This is a genomic window from Nocardiopsis sp. LOL_012, assembly GCF_048060475.1.
In the GTDB taxonomy this organism is placed as follows: domain Bacteria; phylum Actinomycetota; class Actinomycetes; order Streptosporangiales; family Streptosporangiaceae; genus Nocardiopsis.
Map to the genome: position 1 here is coordinate 76,098 of NZ_JBHMIV010000003.1, position 23,303 is coordinate 99,400.

Below are 23,303 nucleotides of genomic sequence, written 5' to 3' on the forward strand. Positions count from 1 at the left end.
GGGCCTCGGGGTGGTGGGGGTGGTCGATGCGTGGCGCACACCCTAGCGGGAGGCCGAGCGCGCACGCGAGACCCCGTTTTCCCCGGTACGCGCCCCGGGCGAGTGCGCCCGGGGCCGCGGAGACGGTGTTCAGGGGGTCCCGGGCATACCGTCGGCGGGGTCGGTCAGCGGCCGGAACCGGCGCAGGCGCTGACTGTTGCCGACCACGAACAGGCTCGACACGGCCATGGCCGCCCCCGCGAGCATCGGGTTGAGCAGGCCCAGCGCCGCCAGCGGCAGTGCCGCGGTGTTGTAGGCGAAGGCCCAGAACAGGTTCCCCTTGATGGTGGCCAGGGTCCTGCGAGAGAGCCGGACCGCGTCCGCCGCCGCGCGCAGGTCTCCGCGGACCAGGGTGAGGTCCCCCGCCTCGATCGCGGCGTCCGTACCCGTCCCCATGGACAGGCCCAGGTCGGCCTGGGCGAGCGCCGCCGCGTCGTTGACGCCGTCGCCGACCATGGCCACGACGCGCCCCTGGGCCTGCAACCGCTTGACGGCGTCGACCTTGCCGCTCGGCAGGACCCCGGCGATCACCTCGTCGATCCCGACCTCGTCGGCCACCGCCCGTGCGACGGTGGCGTTGTCACCGGTGAGCAGGATGGGGGTGAGCCCCAGGTCGCGGAACCGGCGGACCGCGTCGGCGCTGGTGGGCTTGGGGCGGTCGGCCACCGCCAGCACACCGCGGGCCCGGCCGTCCCAGCCGACCGCCACGACGGTGCGGCCCTCGGACTCGGCGGCGGCGACCGCCGCCGCCAGCTCCTCGGGCAGCGCGCGCGACCACTCCTCCTCAAGCAGGGCGGGCCGACCCGCCAAGGCGGTGTGCCCGTCCACGGTGCCCCGGACGCCGAGGCCCTCGATGCCGGAGAAGTCGGTGACGGCGGGCAGCGTGCCGACGCGGTCGGCCGCGCCCCGGGCGACGGCGCGGGCCACGGGGTGCTCGGAGGCGTGTTCCAGGGCTCCGGCGATCCGCAGGAGCGCGTCCCGGTCCTCTCCGTCCGCGGGGACGGCGTCCACGAGCGCCATGTGTCCGGTGGTGACGGTGCCGGTCTTGTCCAGGACGACGGTGTCGACGCGGCGTGTGTCCTCCAGGACCTCCGGCCCCTTGATGAGGATGCCGAGCCGGGCACCCCTGCCGGTGCCGACCATGAGCGCCATCGGGGTGGCCAGGCCGAGCGCGCACGGGCAGGCGATGATGAGCACGGCGACGGCGGCGGTGAACGCGGTGGCGGCGGGTGCGCCGGTGGCGAGCCAGAGGCCGAGGGTGGCGGCGGCGAGCACGATCACGGCCGGGACGAAGACGCCGGAGACCCGGTCGGCGAGCCGCTGCGCGGCGGCCTTGCCGTTCTGTGCCTCCTCCACCAGGCGCGCCATCTGTGCCAGGCGGGTTTGGGAGCCCACCCGCTCCGCGCGGACGACGAGGCGTCCCCCCGCGTTGACGGTGGCGCCGACGACAGCCGATCCGGGGGCGACCTCCACCGGGACGGATTCACCGGTGAGCATGCTCATGTCGACCGCGGAGGTGCCCTCCTCGACGGTGCCGTCGGTGGCGATCTTCTCGCCGGGACGGACCACGAAGCGGTCGCCGACGGACAGGTGGTCGGCGGGAACGGACTCCTCACGGGCTCCGGCGCCCTCGCCCCTCAGGACGGAGACCTGCTTGGCGCCGAGTTCGAGGAGCGCCCGCAGCGCAGCCCCGGCACGGCGCTTGGAGCGGGCCTCGATGTACTTGCCGACGAGGAGGAAGGAGGTGACGCCCGCGGCGACCTCCAGGTAGACGTCACCGGAGCCGTCGGTACGGGAGACGGTGAACGTGAAGGCGTGCGTCATGCCCGGGTCCCCGGCCGTACCGAGGAAGAGGGCGTACAGCGACCACAGGTAGGCGGCGCCCACCCCGAGCGAGACCAGTGTGTCCATGGTGGCCGCGCCCAGGCGCAGGTTCTTCCACGCCGAACGGTGGAAGGGCAGCGCACCCCAGACGGCGACGGGCGAGGCCAGGGCCAGGGAGGCCCACTGCCAGTGGGTGAACTGGAGGGCGGGGACCATCGCGAGGGCGATGACGGGGACGGACAGCGCGAGGCAGACCAGCATCCGGTCGCGCAGGCCCCGCGTGGGGTCGTCCTCCTCCGGTTCCGCACTGCCGGGTTCCGGTCGCGGCGGCGTGGCCGTATATCCGGCCTTCTCCACCTGGGCGACGAGCTCCCCGACCGGGACAGGGGCGCCCTCGAAGGACACGTGCGCCCGCTCCGTCGCGAAGTTGACGCTGGCGCTGACGCCCTCGATCCGGTTGAGCCGCTTCTCAATCCGATTGGCGCACGCGGCGCAGGTCATGCCTCCGATGGCCAGTTCGACCGACGAGGTGTCAGCGTCTCTCGTCCGGGTCCTGCTCGTGTTCATATCACGCTCCAGCGCGGTGGTCCGTGTCACCGGGGGCGGCCGTGTCAGCCGCGCACCCCGTATCCGGCCTCGTCGATGGCGGAGCGGACGGAGTCCGCGTCCACTGGCCCGTCGCTGGTGACGGTCACCCTGCCGGTCTCCAGGTCGACCTCGACCCCGGTGACACCGGGGACCGCGGTCACCTCCTCGGTGACGGCGCCGACGCAGTGTCCGCAACTCATGCCCTCGACGTCGTAGACAGCGGTGGTCGTGGCAGCCATGTCGCCTCCTGAGTACGTGTGCTTCACAGCGGTTCCTCGGGAACCGCTCCCAACCCCCTCAACCATACCCCCTATGGGTATATTCCCGCGGAGTCGCCCCCAGGGAACCCCGGACAGCACGGAGGGCGGCCCCGCACGGGACCGCCCTCACCCTCCTGTTCTCCGCGCCCCCTCCAGGCGCGGAGCTCATGCCGCCTTCAGTTCCAGCCGGGCCACCCACCGCTCACTCGCGTGGTGCGGGGCGAGGGAGAACCCGGCCCTGCGGAACATCTCGACGGTGCCTGTGTAGACCTCCGCACTGGGCGCCCTGCCGCCCGCGGTGTCGACGGGATAGGCCTCCAGTATCCGGGCGCCGTTGGTCCTGGCGTACTCGATGGCGCCGTCGAGCAGCCGGGTGCCGAGGCCCCGTCGTCGGCGGCGCGGCGGCAGCCAGAAGCACACGAGCGCCCACACCCCGGGTTCGTCGGGGTCGGCGGGGCGCAGGGCGCGCGACCGCGACAGCCGGATGTAGTCCCTCCTCGGGGCCACCGAGACCCAGCCGCAGGGCCCGTCGGAGTCGTAGGCGATCAGACCGGGAACACGCCCCTCCAGGGTCAGGCGCCGCAGCTCCAGCCGGTTGTCCAGGCCCCGCTGCGAGCGCTCGCACGAGACGCTCGCCGTGTGGTCCTTCGCCCGCCTGCGGAAGAACGTGCACCAGCAGTGTCCGTAGGCGCCGGTCGGTCCGAACAGGGTCTCCAGCTCCTCCCACCGCTCGGCGGTGGCGGGTTCGACTGAGACGAGGGACATCGGGCTCCTTCGGCGATCACGGTCCGCCACTGTGATGTAGAACACTATCGCGTCGAGCCCGCGACCGAAAGAAGCGGGATGCCGTAAAACACGGGCTTTTCGAGCCGTCGAGCCGCCCCGGCCCCCGTTCCGCGGCGACTCGGGGCGGGGACGGCCCGGCCGGTCGTCCCCGCCCCGAGCGGTCAGGCGGTCAGGACGGGGTGCCCGTGGGTGCCCCGGTCCGGGCCTCCGCCTCCGAGTCCCAGCACTCGACCCCGCGCAGACCGGGGATGCGGTCGCGGGTGAAGACCGGGTCGCGCCCCTCCTTGCGCTGCCGGTTGTAGTCCTTGAGCAGGCGGAAGGCGATCACCGCCAGGGGTGTGATCGCCGCCAGGTTGACCAGGGCCATCAGGCCCATCGTCGTGTCGGCCAGCGTCCAGATGAGGTCGACCGACCCGAGCGCGCCCAGGAAGGTCGCCACCAGGAACACGATCTTGTACCCGAAGCGCACACGCCTGCTGTCCGTCATGTACGCGATGTTGGACTCGCCGTAGTAGTAGTTGCCGAGTACCGAGGTGAACGCGACCAGCAGGATGATCAGCGTCATCAGGTGCAGCGCCCACGGCCCCAGGGCGGCCATGACCGCCTGCTGGGCCAGGTCGCCCTCCAGTCCGCCGTCGAGCGGCTCCTCGGAGGCCAGCAGGATGGTGAAGGCGGTGACCGTGCACAGGACGAGGGTGTCGAAGTACACGCCCAGGGTCTGGACCAGCCCCTGCTTGACCGGGTGCGTGACCGAGGCGCTGGCCGCGGCGATGGGCGCCGAGCCCAGGCCCGCCTCATTGGAGAACATCCCGCGCCGGATGCCCTGGACGATCACGGTGCCCAGAGCGGCCGCGCCGAACTCCCGGATACCGAACGCGTGCTCGAAGATCATCACGAACACACCGGGGACGGCCTCGTAGTTCATCACCATGACGACCAGGCCGATGAGCACGTACAGCGCCGCGAAGGACGGGATCAGGGCCTCCGCGGTGTGCGCGATCCTCCGGACACCGCCGAAGATCACCAGGGCGGTGGCCGCGACGAGGACCGCGCCGACACCCACCGACAGCCACATGCCCGACCCCAGGCCCAGGGTCTCGGAGGAGTTGCCGACCGCACCCGCGATGGTGTTGCTCTGCACCGCGTTGAACACCATCGGGAAGGTCAGGATGAGCACGACCGCGAACAGGACGCCCAGCCAGCGCCGCCCCAGGCCGCGCTCCATGTAGTAGGCGGGTCCACCGCGGTATCCGGTACTGCTGCGGGTCTTGTAGAGCTGGGCGAGGGAGGCCTCGACGAAGCTGGCGCCTCCCACCACCAGCGCCATCAGCCACATCCAGAACACCGCACCCGGCCCGCCGAGCGCGATGGCGACCGAGACACCGACGATGTTCCCCGTCCCCACGCGGGCCGCGGCCGAGATCATGAACGCCTGGAGGGAGGAGACGGCCTTCTTGCCGTCCGGCGCCGTCTCGGGCTTGCTCCTGAGCACCCGGAACATCTCGGGCAGCATTCGGAACTGGGCCAGCCCCGATCCGACGGTGAAGTACAGGCTGGCCGCGATGAGGACGCCGATCACGACCCACCACAGGTAGCCGTTGGCCTCGGCGATGGCTTCGGTTAACACGGTGGGGAGCTCCTTAACTCGGGAGAAGGCAACTCCCTCTCCCTACCCCCCAAATACCGACAAAAAGAACAAACCGTGCGAAGGCTCACGCGAAAGCCACACCCATGTGACCCAAGCGCAACATTATCGTTACTTTCCGCGATATCGGGGGCGACCTCAGCCCTCCTGGACCAGGTCCCCGTAGTCGGGGTTGCGCTTGAGGAAGCCGCGCACGAAGGGGCAGACCGGAACCACCCTGAGGTCCCTGGCCCGGATGTCGTCGAGCGACTCCCGCACGAGTGCGCTGGCCACCCCCCGCCCCTCGAAGGCGCGCTCCACCTCCACGTGCGGGAGAGCGAGCACCCCCTCCTCGATCAGGTGGTAGGCGGAGAAGCCCACGACCCGCCCGTCGGCACTCACCTCGTACCTGGACCGTTCCGGTGCGTCGACGACGGTCAGTTCCATGTCTCTCCCCCACTCCGGGTGCCCTCGCGCGGGCTCGGCAGGTGTGCTCGGCGAAGGGAAGCCTACTCCCGGACATACACCGCACACACGGGGACAACGGCCCGGACCCGTACGAGAGTTCCGCCGACCGCCTGGTCAGCGTCCGGAGAGATAGGGATCGGTGACCCCTCCGGGGCAGGCCAACGCCCCGATGTCCCACCCGGCTGGCTCCGCGCCCGCCCGGTAGGCGCTCTCCAGGAACTCCAGGACCGTGGCGCGCGGGTCGGGCGCCTTGCGGGCCTGCGCGTAGCGCAGCAGCGCGAGGTGTCCGTGGCCGCTCTCCACCCACTCCGCCGATGGGGGTACGAGCCCGCGCCCGGTGATCCCCTCTGGTTCGGGGGCCGTGTAGGAGTAGAAGCACGGTTCGGGGACGGCGTCGTCACCGAACCAGAAACCGGAGCTGACGACCTCCCGCGAGTAGGCCTCCCGGACCACCGGACCGGCCGACTCGGGTTGCGGGACCGGATGCGGCGAGAAGCGCGTGACCGCGATGTCGAACGTGTGCCAGAAGTGGTGCACCGGGCTGACCTTGCCGCTGAACCCGGCCGAGAACTCCTCCAGCACCAGGTTGACCTGGCTCAGGATCCGCCAGAACCGGGTGGCGTGCTCGGGGACGTAGACGGCGTGCGCGTGGTCCTCCACGAACAGCCGCCCGGAGTCGGGCAGGTCGAAGGGGTGCGCGTGCCGGATGCTCCCGTCGACCCCCAGGCTGTCCAGGGCCGACTGGAGCCGCAGGTAGAACGAGGCGACACTGTTGCCCGGGAGCGGGAAGGACACCTGGTCGCCCTCCAGGTTCGAGGCCACCAGCAGGTGGCTCACGAAGTCGAAGTCGACGGTGAAGACCGGGTTCCCGTCCGCCATCCCCATCGGGCGGGTGGTGATCCCGCGACCGGTCAGGTGGTAGGGCACGTTCCACCAGTGGTTGCGGCGGCTGCTGTGCTGGAGCCGCACCTTGCCCACGATCTGTTCGAACCGGTGCAGTGTCTGCTTGGTCTCGTTCCACTCCTCAAGCGGAAGCGGCGGGAAGAGTTCCATGGCGGCGGCCCCCCTGGGTCCTGTGTGTCGGTTCGTGTGTGATCGAAGGGCCGCGGCGCTGTCCGGCCCGGTCACCAGCCCCTCCGGGAGGCCCGCTTCGCCTGGCCCCCGGCGGCCGCGTACCGGACCCGCGTGCGGTAGACGACGTAGGGGCGGAACAGGTAACCGACCGGGGCGCTGAAGGCGTGCACCAGCCGGGTGAACGGAAGCAGCGCGAAGAGCGCGAACCCCACGAGGACGTGGAGCTTGTACAGCGGGTCGGCACCGGCCATGGCTGCCACGTCCGGCCGCAGGATCCAGATCGACCGGAACCAGGGCGAGACGAAGCGCCGGTAGTCCTGGGTGTGCCCGCCCGCCAGTTCCAGCCCCGCGAAGAACACCGTCATCCCCAGCCCGGTGACCAGGGCCAGGACCAGGACCGCGTACATGAGCTTGTCGTTGCGGGTGGTCGCGCTGAAGACGGGTCCGGTCGTGCGTCGCCGCCAGATGAGCAGGGCGATCCCCGCGAGCGTGCAGAAGCCGGCCACGCCCCCCAGCACCAGGGCACCCACGTGGTACACCGGGTCGGACACGCCGACCGCGCGTGTCCACCCCTCCGGGACCATCAGGCCCACCACGTGGCCGACGATGACCAGCAGCAGCCCGAAGTGGAACAGCGGGCTGCCGATTCGCAGGAGCCTGGACTCATACAGCTCTGAGGAGCGGGTGGTCCAGCCGAACCGGTCGAAGCGGTACCGCCAGACCAGCCCGCCGACGCAGACGACGAGGACGACGTAGGGGAGCACCCCCCACAGCAGCAGGTCGGGGGTGGTCAACGCCGCGCCCCCTCTCCGCTCCGTCCGCTCACATCGGTCAGGGGCAGCGGTGTACCCGCCCCGTAGGGCTCTAGGCCCACGTCCTCGGCGGGCGGCCCCTGGGCGGCCAGGCGCCGGGCACGCTCGCGGTCCCGCCCGCTCCCGGGGGGCAGGGTCAGGTGGACGGCGTCCACGACGCGCGCGTAGGGCGTCCCGTGGTCGTGCAGGGCCGCCCTCAGCAGCTCCAGCCCGGGGCGCAGGCGCGCGAGCAGCGCCTCGCCCGCACGGGCGTCGCCGCGCGCGGTGAACTCCAGGACCACCGCGAGGTGGTCGGGCAGCTCCCGGGCGGTCAGCTTCCAGCCCGCGGCGGTGTAGACGCCCCCGATCTCGACCAGGGCGTGCCCGCGCCGCCGCGTGGAGCCGTCGGAGTAGTAGGTCATGTGCAGGGAGCGCCGGTGGCGCAGGTCGAACACGTCCACGTAGTGCTCGCACAGCTCGCGTTCGGCCGCGCCCGCGGCGTGGGCGCAGAACTCCGCCAGCGCGGCGCGGGCCCCGCCCCGGGGCAGCTCGCCCACCGCACGCGTGATGCCGGGCAGACGCCCGCGCCATACCTGATCGGGGTATCCGAGCAGCAGGGACGCCGCCTGCCGGACCACCGCCTCGTCACGGCCCCTCACGTCTCCCCCTCCCCCCGCTGCGGGGGCACCGGCCCATCGCCGGGGGACTCCCCCGGTCCGGACCGGCGCGGCGGGAACAGCCCCTCGGGCCGTCCGCTACCGTCCCAGTTCAGGAGGTTGACCCGGCCGCCCGGGGCGACCCGCCCCCCGCTGGACTGGCGCACCCGCAGGGCGTGGAAGGTCTCCACGGACGCGGCGTCAGGGCGGCCCGACGCCTCCCCGAACGGGGGCGCGCCGCCCATGCCCCCCATCCCCGGGCCGCCCTCGAAGTCGAGGGAGCAGCCGATCTCGTCGATCGCCCCGGCGTCGGCCTCGTCCACCCCGAAGGCGGTCGGGACGACGTAGCGCTCGTCGTACTTGGCGATGGCCAGAAGCCGGTACATGTCCTCGATCTCGTCACCGCTCATCCCCACCTCCTCGGCGATCGACGCGTCGCGCTCCTGGCCGAGGTTGATCCGGCGCATGTGGGAGCGCATGGCCGCGAGCCTGCGCAGCACGCGCCGCACCGGTTCGGGGTCGCCCGCCGAGAACAGCTCCGCCAGGTACTCGACCGGGATGCGCAGCGTGTCGATCGCGCCGAAGAGGTTGCCCGCCTCCTCGCCGTCGTGCCCGGTCGAGGTCAGCGAGTCGACCACCGGGGACAGCGGCAGCACGTACCAGACCATCGGCATCGTCCGGTACTCCGGGTGCAGCGGCAGGGCCACCCGGAAGCGCTTGGCCAGGGCCAGGACCGGGGAGCGCGCCGCGGAGTCGACCCAGCGCCCGGGGATTCCGTCCCGCCGCGCCTTGTCGCGCACGGCCGGGTCGTTCGGGTCGAGGAGGACGTCGAGCTGCGCCTCGTACAGTTCGGTGTCGTCCTCCACCGACGCGGCCTCGGCGACCCGGTCGGCGTCGTAGAGGACCACGCCCAGGTACCGCAGTCGGCCCACGCACGTCTCCGAGCAGATGGTGGGCATGCCCACCTCCACGCGCGGATAGCAGAACGTGCACTTCTCGGCCTTGCCGGTCTTGTGGTTGAAGTAGATCTTCTTGTACGGACAGCCGGTGACGCACGTGCGCCAGCCCCGGCAGCGGTCCTGGTCGACGAGGACGACGCCGTCCTCGGCCCGCTTGTACAGGGCGCCGCTGGGGCAGGCGGCCACGCACGACGGGTTCAGGCAGTGCTCGCAGATCCGCGGCAGGTAGAACATGAAGGTCTCCTCGAAGGAGAAGCGCACCTTCTCCCCCAGGCGCCGCACGATCGGGTCGTGGCGGGCCAGTTCCGGACCGCCACCCAGGTCGTCGTCCCAGTTCGCGCTCCAGGTGACCGCCATGGGTTCGCCGGTGAGCACCGACCTGGGCGTGGCCACCGGGAAGTCGTCGCCCAGCGGGGCGTTGAACAGGGTCTCGTAGTCGTAGGTCCAGGGCTCGTAGTAGTCCTGGATGGAGGGCATCACCGGGTTGGCGAAGATCGTGGCGAGCCGTTTGAGCCGCCCGCCCGCGCGCGGCACCAGGCGTCCGCCCGGCTTGCGTACCCAGCCGCCCTTCCACTTGTCCTGGTCCTGGTAGGTGCGCGGGTACCCCTGGCCCGGCCGGGTCTCCACGTTGTTGAACCAGGCGTACTCGACCCCGCTGCGGTTGGTCCAGGCCTGCTTGCAGGTGACCGAACACGTGTGGCAGCCGATGCACTTGTCCAGGTTCATCACCATGGCCACCTGTGCCATGACCCGTCCGATCGGCCGCCTCGCATCGCCGTCGCCCATCAGTAGCGCACCTCCGTCGTCCGCTTGCGCACGACCGTGACCTCGTCACGCTGGTTCCCGGTCGGTCCGAGGTAGTTGAAGGCGTAGCTGAACTGCGCGTACCCGCCGATGAGGTGGGTGGGTTTGACGAGCAGGCGGGTGAGCGAGTTGTGGATGCCGCCCCGGGTGCCGGTGGTCTCGGTGAGGGGCACGTCGATGACGCGCTCCTGCACGTGGTGCATGTACACCGTCCCGGTGGGCATGCGGTGGGAGACCACCAGCCGGGCGGCGACCACACCGTTGCGGTTGACCGCCTCCACCCAGTCGTTGTCGCGGGCGCCGATGGCCTCGGCGTCGGCGACGCCCATCCAGAGGGTGGGGCCGCCCCGGGAGAGGGTCTGGAGCAGCAGATTGTCCTGGTATTCGGAGTGGATCGACCACTTGGAGTGCGGTGTCAGATAGCGCACGACGACCTCGCGCTCCCCGTGCGGGCCGAGCTGCGGCTCGCCGAACAGGCGGTGGATGTCGAGCGGCGGCCGGTACACGGGCAAGGCCTCCCCGAACTCGTGCATCCAGTCGTGGTCGAGGTAGAAGTGCTGGCGCCCGGTGAGGGTGTGCCAGGGCTTGTCGTGCTCCAGGTTGATGGTGAAGGGCGAGTAACGGCGGTCCACGGCCTCCTTGCCCGACCACTCCGGGCTGGTGCCCACGGGGGTGGGCCCGCCGCGGGCGTCGTCGAAGACCACCCGGCGCGCGGCGGCGTGGCGGATCAGCTCGTCCATGTCGGTACCGGTCCGCTCGGCCAGGCGCTCGAACCCCTGCGCGGCCAGGCGGCCGTTGCTGGTCCCCGACAGCGCGAGGATCGCCTCGCACACCTTGACATCGGTGTCCAGGGACGGCCTTCCCTCGGCGACACCGCCGCGCACGGCGCCGTTGCGTCGGCGCAGCCACTCCACCTCCTCGTCGGGGGTGAAGGAGACGCCCTTGACCGGCAGCCCCCTGCCCTCTGCGAGCGGGCCGAGCGCCGCCATCTTCTGCGCGACTGCGGAGTAGTCGCGGCGCACCGCGACGACGGCGGGCATGCTCCGGCCGGGGACGGGGCGCTCCCCCTCGGCCCTCCAGTCGAGGGGGATGCCGCGCGGCTGGGCCATCTCCCCGGGGGTGTCGTGCCCGTGGGGCACGGCGACCAGGTCGGTGACCTCGCCCAGCCGGTCGGCGGCCAGGGCGCTGAACGCCCTGGCCAGGCCGTGGAAGGCCTCGAAGTCGGAGCGGGTCTCCCACGGCGGGTCGATGGCCGGGTTGAAGGCGTGCACGAAGGGGTGCATGTCCGTGCTGGACAGGTCGTGCTTCTCGTACCAGGTGGCGGCGGGCAGCACGATGTCGGAGAGCAGGGTGGTGCTGGTCATCCGGAAGTCCAGGGACAGCAGCAGGTCGAGTTTGCCCTCGGGGACCTCCTCCCGCCAGTCCACCTCGCCGGGCCGGTGCTCGGGGCCGGCGGGTTCGGCGCGCAGGTTCGCGCGGGTGCCCAGCAGGTGCTTGAGGAAGTACTCGTTGCCCTTGGCCGAGGAGCCCAGCAGGTTGGAACGCCACACGGTGAGCACGCGCGGCCAGTTCTCCGGGGCGTCGGGGTCCTCCGCGGCGAAGCGCAGCGTGCCGTCGGCGAGCCGGTCGGCGACGTAGTCCCCGGGGTCCTGGCCGCGCTCGTCGGCCTCCCGGCCGAGCACGATGGGGTTGCGGTCGAAGGTGGGGTAGGAGGGCATCCATCCCATGCGGGCGGAGGCGGCGACCAGGTCGGCCGTGTGCTTGCCGCGCACCCGGCCGGGGCCGAGCGGGGAGGCCAGGGCGTCCGCCCGGTAGGTGTCGTAGCGCCACTGGTCGGTGTGGGTGTACCAGTAGGCGGTCCCGGCCATGAAGCGCGGCGGGCGGGACCAGTCCATCGCCGAGGCGTAGGCCGCCCACCCGGTGGAGGTGCGGCACTTCTCCTGACCCACGTAGTGCGCCCAGCCGCCGCCGTTGACGCCCTGGCAGCCGGTGAGCAGCAGCAGGGACAGGAACGCGCGGTAGGCGTTCTCCCCGTGGAACCACTGGTTGGTGCCGGCGCCGAGCACGATCATGGCCCGGCCGCCGCTGGCCTCGGCGGTGTCGGCGAACTCGCGCGCGATGCGCGCGGCCCGCTCAGCGGGCACGGAGGTGAGCCGCTCCTGCCACGCCGGGGTGTAGGGGGCGTCGGCGTCGCCGTATCCGGAGGGCCAGCGGCCGGGCAGGTCCGGCCGCTCCACCCCGTACTGGGCGAGGAGGAGGTCGAAGACGGTGGTGACGCGGCGGCCCGCCACGCGGCGGACCGGTACGCCCCTGGTCACCGCGCTGCCCTCGCCGGAGGGCGCGTCGAAGCGGGTGAGCGCCACCTCGGCGGTCTCGCCGCCCGGCTCGTACAGGGTCAGTTCGGGGACCCGCCCCTCCGGTCGCAGGTTCCACCTGCCGATCCCGGCCTCGCCCCAGCGGTCGCCGAGGGTCCCGTTGGGCACCGCGGGGGCGTCCTCCCCCTGCGGCCACAGCACCGGCTTCCACTCGGCGTTGGCGGCGGCCGTGTGCTCGGGCAGGTCGGCGGCGGTCAGGAACTTGCCGGGGACCGTCAGGCCGTCGCGCTCCTCCAGCGCCACCAGGAACGGCAGATCGGTGTAGGAGCGCGCGTACTCGGTGAAGCGGGCGGTGGGGGCGTCGACGAACCGCTCCTTGAGGATGACGTGCCCCATCGCCATCGCCAGGGCACCGTCCGTGCCGGGGTGGGGGGCGAGCCACTCGTCGGCGAACTTGGTGGCGTCGCTGTAGTCGGGCGAGACCACGACGACCTTCTGCCCCCGGTAGCGGGCCTCGGCCATCCAGTGGGCGTCGGGGGTGCGGGTGACGGGGACGTTGGATCCCCAGAGCACCAGGTAGGCGGCGTCCCACCAGTCACCGGACTCAGGGACGTCGGTCTGGTCACCGAACACCTGCGGTGAGGCCACCGGCAGATCGGCGTACCAGTCGTAGAACGACAGCATGGAGCCGCCGATCAGGTTGACGAAGCGGGCGCCCACACCGTGGGAGACCATCGACATGGCGGGGATCGGGGAGAACCCGGCGACGCGGTCGGGGCCGTAGGTGCCGATGGTGTGCACGTGCGCGGCGGCGGCGATCTCCAGGGCCTCGTCCCAGGTGATGCGCACCAGGCCACCCTTGCCGCGGGCTCGCTGGTAGCGGCGGCGCCGCTCGGGGTCGGCGGTGATCTCCGCCCACGCCGCGACCGGGTCGCCCAGCCGATCCCGGGCCTCGCGGTACATCTCGACCAGCACGCCGCGCGCGTAGGGGAAGCGCACCCGGGTCGGGGAATAGGTGTACCAGGAGAACGCGGCGCCGCGCGGACAGCCGCGCGGTTCGTACTCCGGACGGTCCGGGCCCACGGACGGATAATCGGTCGCCTGTGTCTCCCAGGTGATGATCCCGTCTTTGACATAGACATTCCAGGAACACGACCCGGTGCAATTGACTCCATGCGTGGAACGGACCACGCGATCGTGGCTCCAGCGGTCCCGGTAGAAGACGTCCCCCTCCCTTCCACCCTGTCTGACCTGTGCCCGGGTTCCGTCGAGGGGTTCGGAGCGCGTCAGGTACGAGCCCATGCGCAAAAGCGCGTCACCCGCACCTCCGCCCCTTTTTTGCGCCACCATTGCACCCCGTTCACCGTTACATGGATCGGCCCGGACGCGCCAAGGTCCAACTCCCACCACATTCCGTTAATGAATATGCCTGAACCGGCACGGATGTCACGTATCCCACTCCGCCCCGGGCGACAATCACCCCGAAACCGCCTTGAGGGGAGACACCTGTGGAAACAGTGACACGGCAGCGGCCGCCCCGCTCCGGAACGGCGGGTGCCAACCTCGTCCTGGCCACAGCGGCGTTCGCCCTGACGTTCTGGGCGTGGAACCTCATCGGCCCGCTGTCGCGGACCTACTCCGAGCACCTCGGCCTGGGCCCGGCGCGGACCTCGCTCCTGGTGGCCGTCCCGGTGCTGGTCGGCTCCCTGGGCCGGATACCCGTGGGTGTGCTGACCGACCGCTACGGCGGACGGCTGATGTTCACCGTCCTGTGCTTCATCAGCATCGTCCCGACGCTGTTCGTCGGCCTCTCCCAGGACTCCTACGGGATGCTGCTGTTCTGGGGGTTCCTGCTGGGCATCGCGGGCACCTCGTTCGCCGTCGGCATCCCGTTCGCCAACGCCTGGTACCCGCCCGAGCGGCGCGGGTTCGCCACGGGTGTGTTCGGTGCGGGCATGGGCGGAACCGCGCTGTCGGCGTTCCTGACCCCCAGGCTGGCGGAAGGGCTGGGTGTGCTCACCACGCACCTGCTAATGTGCGCGACCCTGGCGGCCATGGGCGCGGTGATGTGGCTGTTCAGCCGGAACCCGCCGGAGTGGCGGCCCCGGACCGAGCCCGCGCTGCCGCGCATGGCGGAGGCGCTGAAGATGAAGAGCACCTGGCAGATGTCGCTGCTGTACGCGGTCGCCTTCGGCGGCTTCGTGGCCTTCTCCACCTACCTGCCGACCCTGCTGACCACGTCCTACGAGTTCGCGCAGACCGAAGCGGGGCTGCGCACCGCCGGTTTCGCGGTCGCCGCCGTCATCGCACGCCCGGTCGGCGGCATCCTCTCCGACCGAATCGGGCCGGTGAAGGTGTGCCTGGTGTCGTTCTTCGGCACGTGCGCGTTCGCCGTGGTACTGGCCCTGCATCCGCCCGCGGAGTTCCCCGCGGGCGCCGCGTTCGTGCTCATCGCGATCTCCCTGGGCCTGGGCACCGGCGGCGTGTTCGCACTCGTGGCCAAGCTGGTGGAACCGTCCCGGGTGGGGACCGTGACCGGCCTGGTCGGCGCGGCGGGCGGCCTCGGCGGCTACTTCCCGCCCCTGCTCATGGGTGTGGTCTACCAGGCCACCGGCGCCTACACGCTCGGGTTCGTACTGCTGGCGCTCGTCGCCCTGGCGGTGGGCCTGTACTCCGTGCGCGCCTTCCGAAGCTGACCGCCCAGCCCCGAGGGGATCAGCCCGGCTTGACGTCCCGGGCCCGGACCAGTGCGGCCGACCGGTTGCCCACCTTGACCCGCTCCAGCGCGCGCACCCCCTCGGGCAGGTCGACCCGGCGCGTGCGGGCCGTCACCACCACCACGGCGTGGCCGGGCAGGACCCGGCCGAGCGAGGCGAGCAGGCCGCCCACCGGGTCCTCCTCGGGCACTCCGCCGGACCACCGGGTCAGCTCGCCGTAGGGCACGTCGGTGACGACCAGATCGGAGTCCACCGGCTCACGCAGCGAGAACACGTCGGCCACCGCGGACTCGTGCGGCAGGTCGCCCCCGGACGCGGCCAGACCGGCGGCGATACCGGCCGCCACCTCGGCCCGCTCGACGAACTCCACCCGGCCGAAGTCGCGCGCCGACCGGCGCAGTTCGGCCTCCCGCTCGGCTAGGCCCGAAGCGGTCAGCAGAGCGAGGTTGCGCCTGGCCAGGTCCACCGCGTCGGCGTCCACGTCCGACACCCGCACGTGGGAGAGCGCGTCGCGGTGGAGCAGCCCCAGCACGGTGGCCAGGTAGCCGCTGCCGCAGCAGGGGTCCCACAGACGCACGGGCGCCTCGTAGACGTGGGCCAGCGCCCGCTGGAGGAGTTCGCTGGCCAGCCGCACCGGAAACCCGGGGAAACCCGGCGCGGAGCGGAGCACCTGCCCGCTCGCCAGCGCCGAGTGGTCCGCCCGCTCGGTGGCGTACCGATAGCCCAACGTGCCGTCATCCTCCCGCACCCGGTGCCGTCTCCTCCGGCGATGACCTTCCCCATCCGAGGAATTCCACCCACAACGACAGGAGCCCGGCACCTCGCGGTGCCGGGCTCCCTCCGCGGTCCTGACGGGATTTGAACCCGCGGCCTCCACCTTGACAGGGTGGCGAGCACTCCTAACTGCTCCACAGGACCTCGCTTCGTGAACAACTCTAGCGCGACTTCCGGAGTGCTTCGTACGGTCGCCCCATAGAGTGGCGGAGGAGTCCGAAGAACAGTGAGAGGAACACGGCGTGAGCGAGTCGTCGGCGCCCCTGCCCTCCGGCCCCGATTCCACCCGGATCGACCGCTGGCTGTGGGCCGTGCGCCTCACCAAGACCCGTTCGGACGCGGCCCAGGCGTGCCGCGGCGGCCACGTGCGCGTGAACGGACGCCCGGCCAAGGCCGCCACCACCGTCAGGCCCGGCGACCAGGTGCGCGTCCGACTGCACGGCACCACCAGGCTCGTCGACGTGAGCCACGTCATCGTCAAGAGGGTCGGCGCGCCCATCGCCGTGCGCTGCTACGTCGACCGCACCCCGGCACCCCCGCCGCAAGCGGGCCCCCTCATCCGGCGCGACCGGGGCGCGGGGCGCCCCACCAAGCGCGACCGACGACAACTGGACCGGCTCCGCTCGGAGGGACCCCCGGCGCTCTGAGCGGGACGCTCAGACCCGGTGCCCGGCCAGGAACGCCAGGACCGCACCGGTGGCCTCGGCCCGGGCCTCGTGGAGGTAGCCGTGGCGCGCGCCCGGGAACACCCGCAGGCGCGCCCCGGGGATGCGGTCCGCCAGCAGGCGCGCGTTGACCACCGGGGTGAGCGGGTCGTCCCCGCCGTGCAGGACGAGCGTCGGGGCCTGGATACGGGGCAGCAGGTCCCACGCGTCGTGGGCGAGGCTGGCCTCGTAGTGCCTGCGCCGCGCGCGGGGCGGGTTTCGCGGCACCATCACGGCCACGGCCTCGGGGTGCTCGGCCGCCCAGCCGGGCGTGTAGAGCAGACCGGTGAACCCGCTCCCGGCGCCCTGGCGCAGCGCCCGCGCGGCCTCGGCCGGACGCTCGGCCTCGCGCGCGCCGCCCGGCGCGGTGGCCCCCAGGACGAGGGCGCCGACCCGTTCGGGGGCCGTCGCGGCGAGGACCTGGGCGACCCTGCCGCCCATGGAGAACCCGTAGACGTGCGCGCGACCGAGGCCCGCGTGATCCAGGACGGCGAGGACGTCGCCCGCCAGAAGACCCGTGCTGTAGGGGGCCTCGACCGGGGCGTCGCTCTCGCCCGTCCCCCGCAGGTCCACCCGGACCACCCGGTAGCGGTCGGCCAGCTCCTCGGCGACCCCGTCCCACATGGTGCGGTCGAGGGACTGCCCGTGCACGAGCAACAGGGGCTCACCCTTCCCGAGGGAGTCGTACCGGATCCGGGTGCCGTCCGCGGCGGTCGCGTGGCTCACAGGGCCGAATCCTACTCGTGTCGGCGGTCGGGGCAGACCGCCGGGGGATCGGAGCGAAACAGCCCCTCGGGCATCGGCGCCGACCTCCTGGAGATCCTCGCGACACCGCCGGTCCACCACGACAGGACCCCGGTGTGCTAAGTTCGGAGGAGTTGCAGTCGTGACCAACCGGCGAGGACCACCTCTTCGGGAGATTACTGCGGTGACGGGGAAATCGTCATCCGCGGTTTTCTTCATTCTTCGAACGAGGGGTATGTCTATGGCGACCGGTACGGTCAAGTGGTTCAACAGCGAAAAGGGCTTCGGCTTCATCGAGCAGGACGGCGGCGGCCCGGACGTCTTCGCCCACTACTCGAACATCCAGGCCAACGGATACCGTGAGCTCGCCGAGGGCCAGGCCGTGCAGTTCGACGCCACGGCCGGGGCCAAGGGCCCCCAGGCCGAGAACATCACCATGATCTAGGGGAGCCGACGCTCCCGACGCGGTGGTGCCCGCCCTTCGTGCGCCGGGCCCACCGCTTCTCTTCACATCCGCCGGGTTTCCAGCCGTCGTTCTCTCGACCGGCACCGGCTCCACCGCGCCCCGGAACCGTCCGGACGAGCGCGGACATCCACCATGCTCCTCCGGCGTACCCCGGTTCCCCCCTGTGCGGCCAAAAGGCCTCGCCCGGCGAACGCCGTCAGCGAAAGGCCCGACATTGAGTTATCCCCAACACACCCGTACCAACCGTGGCCGCCCCAACCGCGGACACGGCCGACAGCGGCCCCAGAGCAGCCGGCCCCGCACCGACAGGCGCCCCGGGAACGGCGGCCCCTCCGGTGAGTTCGCCCTCCCGGTCACCATCACCCCGGCGCTCCCGCCCGTGGACTCCTTCGACGCGCTGGACATGCCCGCGCCCTTGAAGCGGACCCTGGCCCGGCAGGGACTGACCACCCCCTCCGCGATCCAGGCCGCCACCCTGCCCAACTCCCTGGCCGGACGCGACGTGCTGGGCCGCAGCCGGACCGGTTCGGGCAAGACCCTGGCCTTCGGCCTGGCCCTGCTCGCCCGGCTGGAGGGACGCACCGCCGAGTCCCGGCGCCCCCTGGCCGTGGTGCTCGCACCCACCCGTGAACTGGCCCAGCAGGTCGCCGAATCCCTGGAGCCCTACGCCCGTTCGGTGGGGGTGCGCACGGCGACCGTCGTGGGCGGGATGCCCATCCGCCGCCAGTCGCGGGCCCTGCACCAGGGCGCCCAACTGGTCGTCGCCACCCCGGGACGCCTGCGCGACCTGATGGAACGCGGCGACTGCGTCCTGGACCGGGTGGAGTCCGCGGTCCTGGACGAGGCCGACCAGATGACCGACATGGGTTTCATGCCGCAGGTCACCGCCATCCTCCAGCAGGTTCCCGCCGACGGCAGGCGCATGCTGTTCTCCGCCACCCTGGACCGCAACGTCGACACCCTGGTCCGCCGCTTCCTCAACGACCCCGTGGTCCACTCGGTCGACCTCTCCGAGGGCGCCGTCTCCACCATGGAGCACCACGTCATGCACGTGTCGGCCGCCGACAAGCAAGACGTCGCGACCCGGATCGCGGCCCGCGAAGGCCGGGTCATCATGTTCCTGGACACCAAGCGCGCCGTGGACCGGATGGCCGCCCACCTGCTGGCCAACGGCGTCCTCGCCGCGCCCCTGCACGGCGGCCGGAGCCAGCCGCAGCGCACCCGCACCCTCGACCAGTTCAAGAGGGGCGACGTCACCGCCCTGATCGCCACCAACGTGGCGGCCCGCGGCATCCACGTGGACGGCCTGGACCTGGTGGTCAACATCGACCCGCCCATCGACCACAAGGACTACCTGCACCGGGGCGGGCGCACCGCCCGCGCCGGGGAGTCGGGCAGCGTGGTCACCCTCGTCCTGCCGAGCCAGCGGCGCGACATGACCCGGCTGATGAGCCGGGCCCGGATCGACGCGCACACCGCCCGGACGGACGTGGAGGACCCCGAACTCACCCGGGTGACCGGAGCGCGCGAGCCCTCGGGGGTGCCGGTCAGCCTCCCGGTGCGGGCACCCGCCCAGGCCTCCCGGCAGCAGCGCCCCCGCCGCGGCGGCACCCCGCGCCGACGCCGCCACTGACCCGGGGTACCCGCGATCGGTACGACACGAACGCCCGGGGCCCGAGGTTCGTCTTGAGGCGAACCTCGGGCCCCGGGTTCTCCCTGGGGCGAACCTCGACGGCAGGGCGTCCGACGCACCAAAACGCCCCGTGGCCTGTTCACGCAGGTCACGGGGCGTTTTCGCATGTCTTGTGGGAGTGGCTAGGGGCGGGGTCGAACCGCCGACCTTCCGCTTTTCAGGCGGACGCTCGTACCAACTGAGCTACCTAGCCGCGCACGCCGGTCCACGGCGCACCTGCGGTCCTGACGGGATTTGAACCCGCGGCCTCCACCTTGACAGGGTGGCGAGCACTCCTAACTGCTCCACAGGACCTGGATGAAGTTGTCGCCCCGGTTGACCGCCCCGGCGCTTTGGCGTGGTCATCATTCTGCCAGATGCCCGGCAGTGCTCAGACCATGTCGTACCCCCAACGGGATTCGAACCCGCGCTACCGCCTTGAAAGGGCGGCGTCCTAGGCCGCTAGACGATGGGGGCCCGTGTGACAGGTCAAGCATAGGGGAGATTCCCACCAACGCCAAAGCGGTTTGCCCGGTCCCGCCGGACACATGACCACCTGCGGAAACGTCAGCCTCCGGTCGGGCTCTCCGCAACGGAGGGCGTCGCGGACGGGCTCCCCGATTCCGGCGCCGTGGGCCGTTCGCCCACCAGGCGGTCGGGGTCGGGTTCGATGTGCCGCTCCACCTGTGCCGACGTCAGGCCGACCCCACCGAGATCGATGTCGTCGCGTGCCTGGAGGCGCCCCGTCTCGGCGTCCAGGTACAGCACCGACGCCTGGTAGGGCACCGGTCGGCCGGAACCGTGATCAAGGCCACTCAGACCCGCGCCGCCCGTCGACCCCTGCACCAGGAACCTGGTGCCCAGGTCGCCCAGGATCGTGGAGCGCCGGTGCTCGTCGCCGGTCAGTACCAGGGGCACCACGCCGTCGAAGGCCTCCGCCTGCGCGCGCGTGTGCAGCACGGCGACGTCCACCTCCTCGCGCCCGCCGGCGACCTCCTCCGCCTGCTCCTCACCCAGCTCCGCGACCTCACGAACGGTCAGGTTGATCCTCGTGGCGTCGGGCGTGAACCGGGGGTCGCCCGCCCCGTAGAAGGTCAGTCCGGCCACCTCGCGGACGTCGCCGTCCAGCACCACGGCGTTGGGCTGGGACTCGACGGCGCGCTGGGTGCCCGTCGAGTCGTGCTGGCCGCGCACCCACACGTAGGGCACCTCCAGGTCGGCGATCTCGGCCGCGAAGGCGTCCTCGGCGGCGCTCCCCCGGTCGGTCAGGTCTCCCGAGTCCACGATCACGTCCACCCCGTACTGCCGCTGGAGGGTGCCGATGATGCTCCACGACGCCGGGTTGAGGTGGATGTCGGACACGTGCAGCACACGGACCACCGCCTCGTCCTCCTCGTAAACGGGCAGGGTGGAGGTGGCCTCGTAGAGCCGGGACACGTTGCTCACCAGGCCGGCGAGCTGCTCCTGGTACTGGGAGAACTGGTCGACGACGGCCTCGGCGCTGCCGACCACCTGTGGCGCGCCCGCGATCAGTCCCGTGTACCGGGGTTCGACGATGGCACTCGGATTGAAGGTGGCCGCCGCACCGGCCCCCGCCCCGGCGAGGACGAGGACCGCGATGGCCGACCCGGCCAGCGCCCGCCACAGGTTCCGGAACAGCAGCAGCCCCAGGAGCAGCGCGCCCAGGGCACCGGCGGCCAGGGCGCGGACCACCAGGTCGGTGATGCCCTGGCGCAGGTCCTGACCGATACCCGCGGCCATCCGGCCGATGGACTCGGGGTCGGTGAACATCTCCTCGGCCGCGGCGAGCCGGATGTCGGAGATCGTCGCCTCCAGCCTCAGCGGCGCCCGGTGGGTGTCGAAGGCGAGCTGGCCGAGGGGGGCGACATCGACGACCGTCTCACCATGCCACTGCGGGGTCAGGCTGAACGTGACGTCGGCCGGACCGATCGGGCTGACGACCTGGCCGCCCAAGGCGAGCCCCAGCCACCCGCCGACGAGCCCGGCGACGACGACGCATCCCCAGCGCCACAGACGCCCGGAGGTCACACGTTCGAAGGCGCGGCGAAAGTCGTACGCACGGATCGCTTCCCAAGACAGCACACCACCATCATGCAGGGCCTTGGGACCACTCCCCAACCGTCTCCTCCCCTTCGGCCCCCTTCTCCGCCTCCGGCCGCGCCGTGGGAGCACAATGGATGGTGTGGTGGAACTGACGCGCGCACACTTCGAGGAACTCGTCGCCGACGCCCTGGACGAGATCCCGCCCGGCCTGGCACGCCTCATGGACAACGTGGTGATCACCGTCGAGGACGAGTCGCCTGACGGGCTCTTGGGCCTGTACGAGGGCATTCCGCTGACGGAGCGGGGAGACTCCTATTTCGGGGTGCTGCCGGACCGGATCCTCATCTACCGGCACGACATCTGCGCCCTGTGCGAGACCCCTGAACAGGTGGTGGAGGAGGTGCGGGTGACCGTCATCCACGAGATCGCGCACCACTTCGGGATCGACGACGCTCGGCTCGCCGAGCTCGGCTGGGCATGAGCACGCACGGATCCGTCCTGGTAATGCGGTGTTTCCTCCTCTGAACACCGCCATAACCGAGAGCAACGAATCAGGCACGAAATCGCCTTATCCGCTTGCGCGCACGCCACCAATCAGGGACTGTTGGTTATCGGGACACGACTGAGCGTGAAATGAACCCTGTAAAGGCAAGGGAGTGCCGGGTGCCGAATCCGAGCCTCGACAGAACACCCGAAGGCCGGGGGCACGAGCGCCCCAGCGCCCCGAAACCGTCCTGGCGGAGCAGCTACCGGGAAGTCATGGGGATCGGCGAGTTCCGCACCGTCTGGCTCGCCCACGCCCTCTCGATGATCGGCTCCAACCTGCTGAACATCACCACGAGCGTCCTCGTCTACCAGGCCACCGACTCCGCCTTCGCCGCGGGCGCGACCCTGGCCGTGACGTTCCTCGCCCCGTTCGTCGCCGGGCCCCTCCTGTCCGGTCTGGCCGACGTCCTACCCCGGCGCCGGGTCATGGTGGCGTGCGACCTGGCCCGGGCGCTCGTCGTGGTCCTCATCGCCGTTCCGGGCGTACCCGTCTGGGCGGTGTGGGTCCTGCTGTTCTGCTCCGTGCTGCCGTCGATCCCCTTCGCCGCGGCGCGTGCGGCCCTGCTGACGGAGATCGTCCAGGGCGAGCGGTACGTGGCCGGCACGGCCATCACCCAGCTCACCTCTCAGGTCGGGATGCTGTTCGGCTTGGTGGTGGGCGGTCTGGCCGTCGAACACGTGGATCCGCGACTGGCCGTGGCCGCCACCAGCGCGGTCTTCGCCCTGTCCGCCGTGATCCTCCTTCTGGGGGTCGCCCGGCGGGCCGCGCCGCGCGCCGCGGAGGAGAGCCGGCCCGGTTTCCTGGCGATGACCCGCGACGGGGCCGCCCTAGTCTTCGGCGACACCCGGCTGCGGACACTGGCGCTGCTCGCGTGGCTCGCGGGCCTGTACTCCATCCCCTACGGGCTCGCCAACCCGATCGCGGACGAGGCGGGCGCCGGGCCGGCCGCGGCGGGGCTCATCATGGCGGGTTCGCCGGTGGGGGCGCTGATCGGTGGTTTCGTCCTCACCCGTCTGGTGCCTCCCCCCACCCGGATACGGCTGCTGGGCCCCCTGGCGGTGCTCACCTCGGTGCCGCTGCTGCTGTGGCTGGCCGACCCGCCGCTGTGGCTGATGGTCGCCGCGCTGGCCCTGGTAGGTATGGCGGGCTCCTACCAGTTCGTGGCCAACGCCGCGTTCGTCCTGTGTGTGCCGGAGAAGGGCCGGGGGCTGGCCTTCGGCCTGGTCGCCGCCGGGCTCCAGGTCGTGCAGGGCCTGGGCATCCTCGTCGCCGGATTCTGCGCCGAGTTCACCGGAACCGGCACCGTGGTGACGGCGGCGGGCGCGCTGGGGGTGTGCTCGGCCCTGTTCCTGGCCGTCCCGTGGTCACGGGAGGCCGGTCCCACCATCGAGCGGATGGAGCGGACCGAGCAGAACGCCTGACCGCAC

Annotated in this window: 19 protein-coding genes and 4 tRNA genes; 6 read left to right on the plus strand and 17 right to left on the minus strand. The window is 71.7% G+C overall.

Annotated elements, in window-relative coordinates; all coding sequences use genetic code 11:
- Positions 1–129: 129 nt before the first annotated feature.
- From ACFHWE_RS02960 to ACFHWE_RS03005, 10 genes are all read right to left on the minus strand, one after another.
- Entirely contained in the window at positions 130–2,430 is a 2,301-nt protein-coding gene (locus ACFHWE_RS02960) for a heavy metal translocating P-type ATPase (RefSeq protein WP_416598985.1), read from the minus strand.
- 44 nt (positions 2,431–2,474) lie between these two features.
- Complete coding sequence (locus tag ACFHWE_RS02965; RefSeq protein WP_416598986.1) at positions 2,475–2,690, minus strand: heavy-metal-associated domain-containing protein; 216 nt, start codon at positions 2,688–2,690, stop codon at positions 2,475–2,477.
- A 186-nt stretch (positions 2,691–2,876) separates the two neighbouring features.
- On the minus strand, positions 2,877–3,476 hold the full coding sequence (locus ACFHWE_RS02970; protein ID WP_416598987.1) for a GNAT family N-acetyltransferase: 600 nt from the start codon (positions 3,474–3,476) through the stop codon (positions 2,877–2,879).
- Between the two features lie 190 nt (positions 3,477–3,666).
- Positions 3,667–5,124, minus strand: coding sequence for an alanine/glycine:cation symporter family protein (locus ACFHWE_RS02975; protein ID WP_416598988.1), 1,458 nt, complete (start codon positions 5,122–5,124; stop codon positions 3,667–3,669).
- Between the two features lie 156 nt (positions 5,125–5,280).
- The gene (locus ACFHWE_RS02980; protein WP_416598989.1) at positions 5,281–5,568 is read right to left on the minus strand and encodes a GNAT family N-acetyltransferase; all 288 of its coding nucleotides are present in this window, start codon (positions 5,566–5,568) and stop codon (positions 5,281–5,283) included.
- A 135-nt stretch (positions 5,569–5,703) separates the two neighbouring features.
- Positions 5,704–6,642 carry a DUF5996 family protein gene (locus tag ACFHWE_RS02985; RefSeq protein ID WP_416598990.1) on the minus strand — a complete coding sequence of 313 codons (939 nt, stop codon included), beginning with the start codon at positions 6,640–6,642 and terminating at the stop codon, positions 5,704–5,706.
- A gap of 71 nt (positions 6,643–6,713) precedes the next feature.
- Positions 6,714–7,457: a respiratory nitrate reductase subunit gamma gene (narI, locus tag ACFHWE_RS02990; protein WP_416598991.1), complete on the minus strand. Its 744-nt coding sequence runs from the start codon at positions 7,455–7,457 to the stop codon at positions 6,714–6,716.
- Entirely contained in the window at positions 7,454–8,113 is a 660-nt protein-coding gene (gene narJ / locus ACFHWE_RS02995) for a nitrate reductase molybdenum cofactor assembly chaperone (protein WP_416598992.1), read from the minus strand. Before narJ ends, narI begins: the two co-directional genes overlap by 4 nt.
- Entirely contained in the window at positions 8,110–9,855 is a 1,746-nt protein-coding gene (gene narH / locus ACFHWE_RS03000; RefSeq protein ID WP_416598993.1) for a nitrate reductase subunit beta, read from the minus strand. Before narH ends, narJ begins: the two co-directional genes overlap by 4 nt.
- Positions 9,855–13,538 (minus strand): nitrate reductase subunit alpha, encoded by a 3,684-nt coding sequence (locus ACFHWE_RS03005; RefSeq protein ID WP_416598994.1) that lies wholly within the window; start codon positions 13,536–13,538, stop codon positions 9,855–9,857. Before ACFHWE_RS03005 ends, narH begins: the two co-directional genes overlap by 1 nt.
- A 158-nt stretch (positions 13,539–13,696) precedes the next feature.
- Here ACFHWE_RS03005 and ACFHWE_RS03010 point away from each other — a divergent pair, with 158 nt between their 5' ends.
- Complete coding sequence (locus ACFHWE_RS03010) at positions 13,697–14,884, plus strand: MFS transporter (protein WP_416598995.1); 1,188 nt, start codon at positions 13,697–13,699, stop codon at positions 14,882–14,884.
- A gap of 19 nt (positions 14,885–14,903) precedes the next feature.
- On the opposite strand, the gene ACFHWE_RS03015 is transcribed toward ACFHWE_RS03010, so the two are convergent.
- On the minus strand, positions 14,904–15,632 hold the full coding sequence (locus tag ACFHWE_RS03015; RefSeq protein WP_416599114.1) for an rRNA methyltransferase: 729 nt from the start codon (positions 15,630–15,632) through the stop codon (positions 14,904–14,906).
- A gap of 116 nt (positions 15,633–15,748) precedes the next feature.
- Positions 15,749–15,823: transfer RNA gene (locus ACFHWE_RS03020), tRNA-Asp, on the minus strand.
- A 98-nt stretch (positions 15,824–15,921) separates the two neighbouring features.
- Between ACFHWE_RS03020 and ACFHWE_RS03025 the strand changes: the two genes are divergently transcribed.
- Entirely contained in the window at positions 15,922–16,326 is a 405-nt protein-coding gene (locus ACFHWE_RS03025) for an RNA-binding S4 domain-containing protein (RefSeq protein ID WP_416598996.1), read from the plus strand.
- A 9-nt stretch (positions 16,327–16,335) separates the two neighbouring features.
- Here ACFHWE_RS03025 and ACFHWE_RS03030 read toward each other — a convergent pair whose 3' ends face one another.
- Entirely contained in the window at positions 16,336–17,109 is a 774-nt protein-coding gene (locus tag ACFHWE_RS03030; RefSeq protein ID WP_416598997.1) for an alpha/beta fold hydrolase, read from the minus strand.
- Between the two features lie 259 nt (positions 17,110–17,368).
- Here ACFHWE_RS03030 and ACFHWE_RS03035 point away from each other — a divergent pair, with 259 nt between their 5' ends.
- Both ACFHWE_RS03035 and ACFHWE_RS03040 read left to right on the plus strand, forming a co-directional pair.
- Entirely contained in the window at positions 17,369–17,572 is a 204-nt protein-coding gene (locus ACFHWE_RS03035) for a cold-shock protein (protein ID WP_416598998.1), read from the plus strand.
- Positions 17,573–17,807: 235 nt separating this feature from the next.
- Positions 17,808–19,226 (plus strand): DEAD/DEAH box helicase, encoded by a 1,419-nt coding sequence (locus ACFHWE_RS03040; RefSeq protein ID WP_416598999.1) that lies wholly within the window; start codon positions 17,808–17,810, stop codon positions 19,224–19,226.
- A gap of 179 nt (positions 19,227–19,405) precedes the next feature.
- On the opposite strand, the gene ACFHWE_RS03045 is transcribed toward ACFHWE_RS03040, so the two are convergent.
- The 4 genes from ACFHWE_RS03045 to ACFHWE_RS03060 form a co-directional block, all read right to left on the minus strand.
- A tRNA-Phe gene (locus ACFHWE_RS03045) sits at positions 19,406–19,479 on the minus strand.
- Positions 19,480–19,505: 26 nt separating this feature from the next.
- A tRNA-Asp gene (locus ACFHWE_RS03050) sits at positions 19,506–19,580 on the minus strand.
- Positions 19,581–19,669: 89 nt separating this feature from the next.
- Positions 19,670–19,742: transfer RNA gene (locus ACFHWE_RS03055), tRNA-Glu, on the minus strand.
- Between the two features lie 90 nt (positions 19,743–19,832).
- Positions 19,833–21,365: a metallophosphoesterase family protein gene (locus tag ACFHWE_RS03060; RefSeq protein WP_416599115.1), complete on the minus strand. Its 1,533-nt coding sequence runs from the start codon at positions 21,363–21,365 to the stop codon at positions 19,833–19,835.
- Between the two features lie 94 nt (positions 21,366–21,459).
- On the opposite strand from ACFHWE_RS03060, the gene ACFHWE_RS03065 reads away from it, so the two are divergent.
- Both ACFHWE_RS03065 and ACFHWE_RS03070 read left to right on the plus strand, forming a co-directional pair.
- A complete protein-coding gene (locus ACFHWE_RS03065; protein ID WP_416599000.1) occupies positions 21,460–21,810 on the plus strand; it encodes a metallopeptidase family protein in 351 nt (116 codons plus the stop codon).
- 182 nt (positions 21,811–21,992) lie between these two features.
- Complete coding sequence (locus tag ACFHWE_RS03070) at positions 21,993–23,297, plus strand: MFS transporter (RefSeq protein ID WP_416599002.1); 1,305 nt, start codon at positions 21,993–21,995, stop codon at positions 23,295–23,297.
- Positions 23,298–23,303: the final 6 nt, after the last annotated feature.

Coding starts and splice junctions, on each gene's coding strand:
- ACFHWE_RS02960 (WP_416598985.1), bottom strand. CDS start 2,430: ATGAACACGAGCAGGACCCGGACGAGAGACGCTGACACCTCGTCGGTC.
- ACFHWE_RS02965 (WP_416598986.1), bottom strand. CDS start 2,690: ATGGCTGCCACGACCACCGCTGTCTACGACGTCGAGGGCATGAGTTGC.
- ACFHWE_RS02970 (WP_416598987.1), bottom strand. CDS start 3,476: ATGTCCCTCGTCTCAGTCGAACCCGCCACCGCCGAGCGGTGGGAGGAG.
- ACFHWE_RS02980 (WP_416598989.1), bottom strand. CDS start 5,568: ATGGAACTGACCGTCGTCGACGCACCGGAACGGTCCAGGTACGAGGTG.
- ACFHWE_RS02985 (WP_416598990.1), bottom strand. CDS start 6,642: ATGGAACTCTTCCCGCCGCTTCCGCTTGAGGAGTGGAACGAGACCAAG.
- narH (WP_416598993.1), bottom strand. CDS start 9,855: ATGGGCGACGGCGATGCGAGGCGGCCGATCGGACGGGTCATGGCACAG.
- ACFHWE_RS03005 (WP_416598994.1), bottom strand. CDS start 13,538: ATGGTGGCGCAAAAAAGGGGCGGAGGTGCGGGTGACGCGCTTTTGCGC.
- ACFHWE_RS03035 (WP_416598998.1), top strand. CDS start 17,369: ATGGCGACCGGTACGGTCAAGTGGTTCAACAGCGAAAAGGGCTTCGGC.
- ACFHWE_RS03065 (WP_416599000.1), top strand. CDS start 21,460: ATGGATGGTGTGGTGGAACTGACGCGCGCACACTTCGAGGAACTCGTC.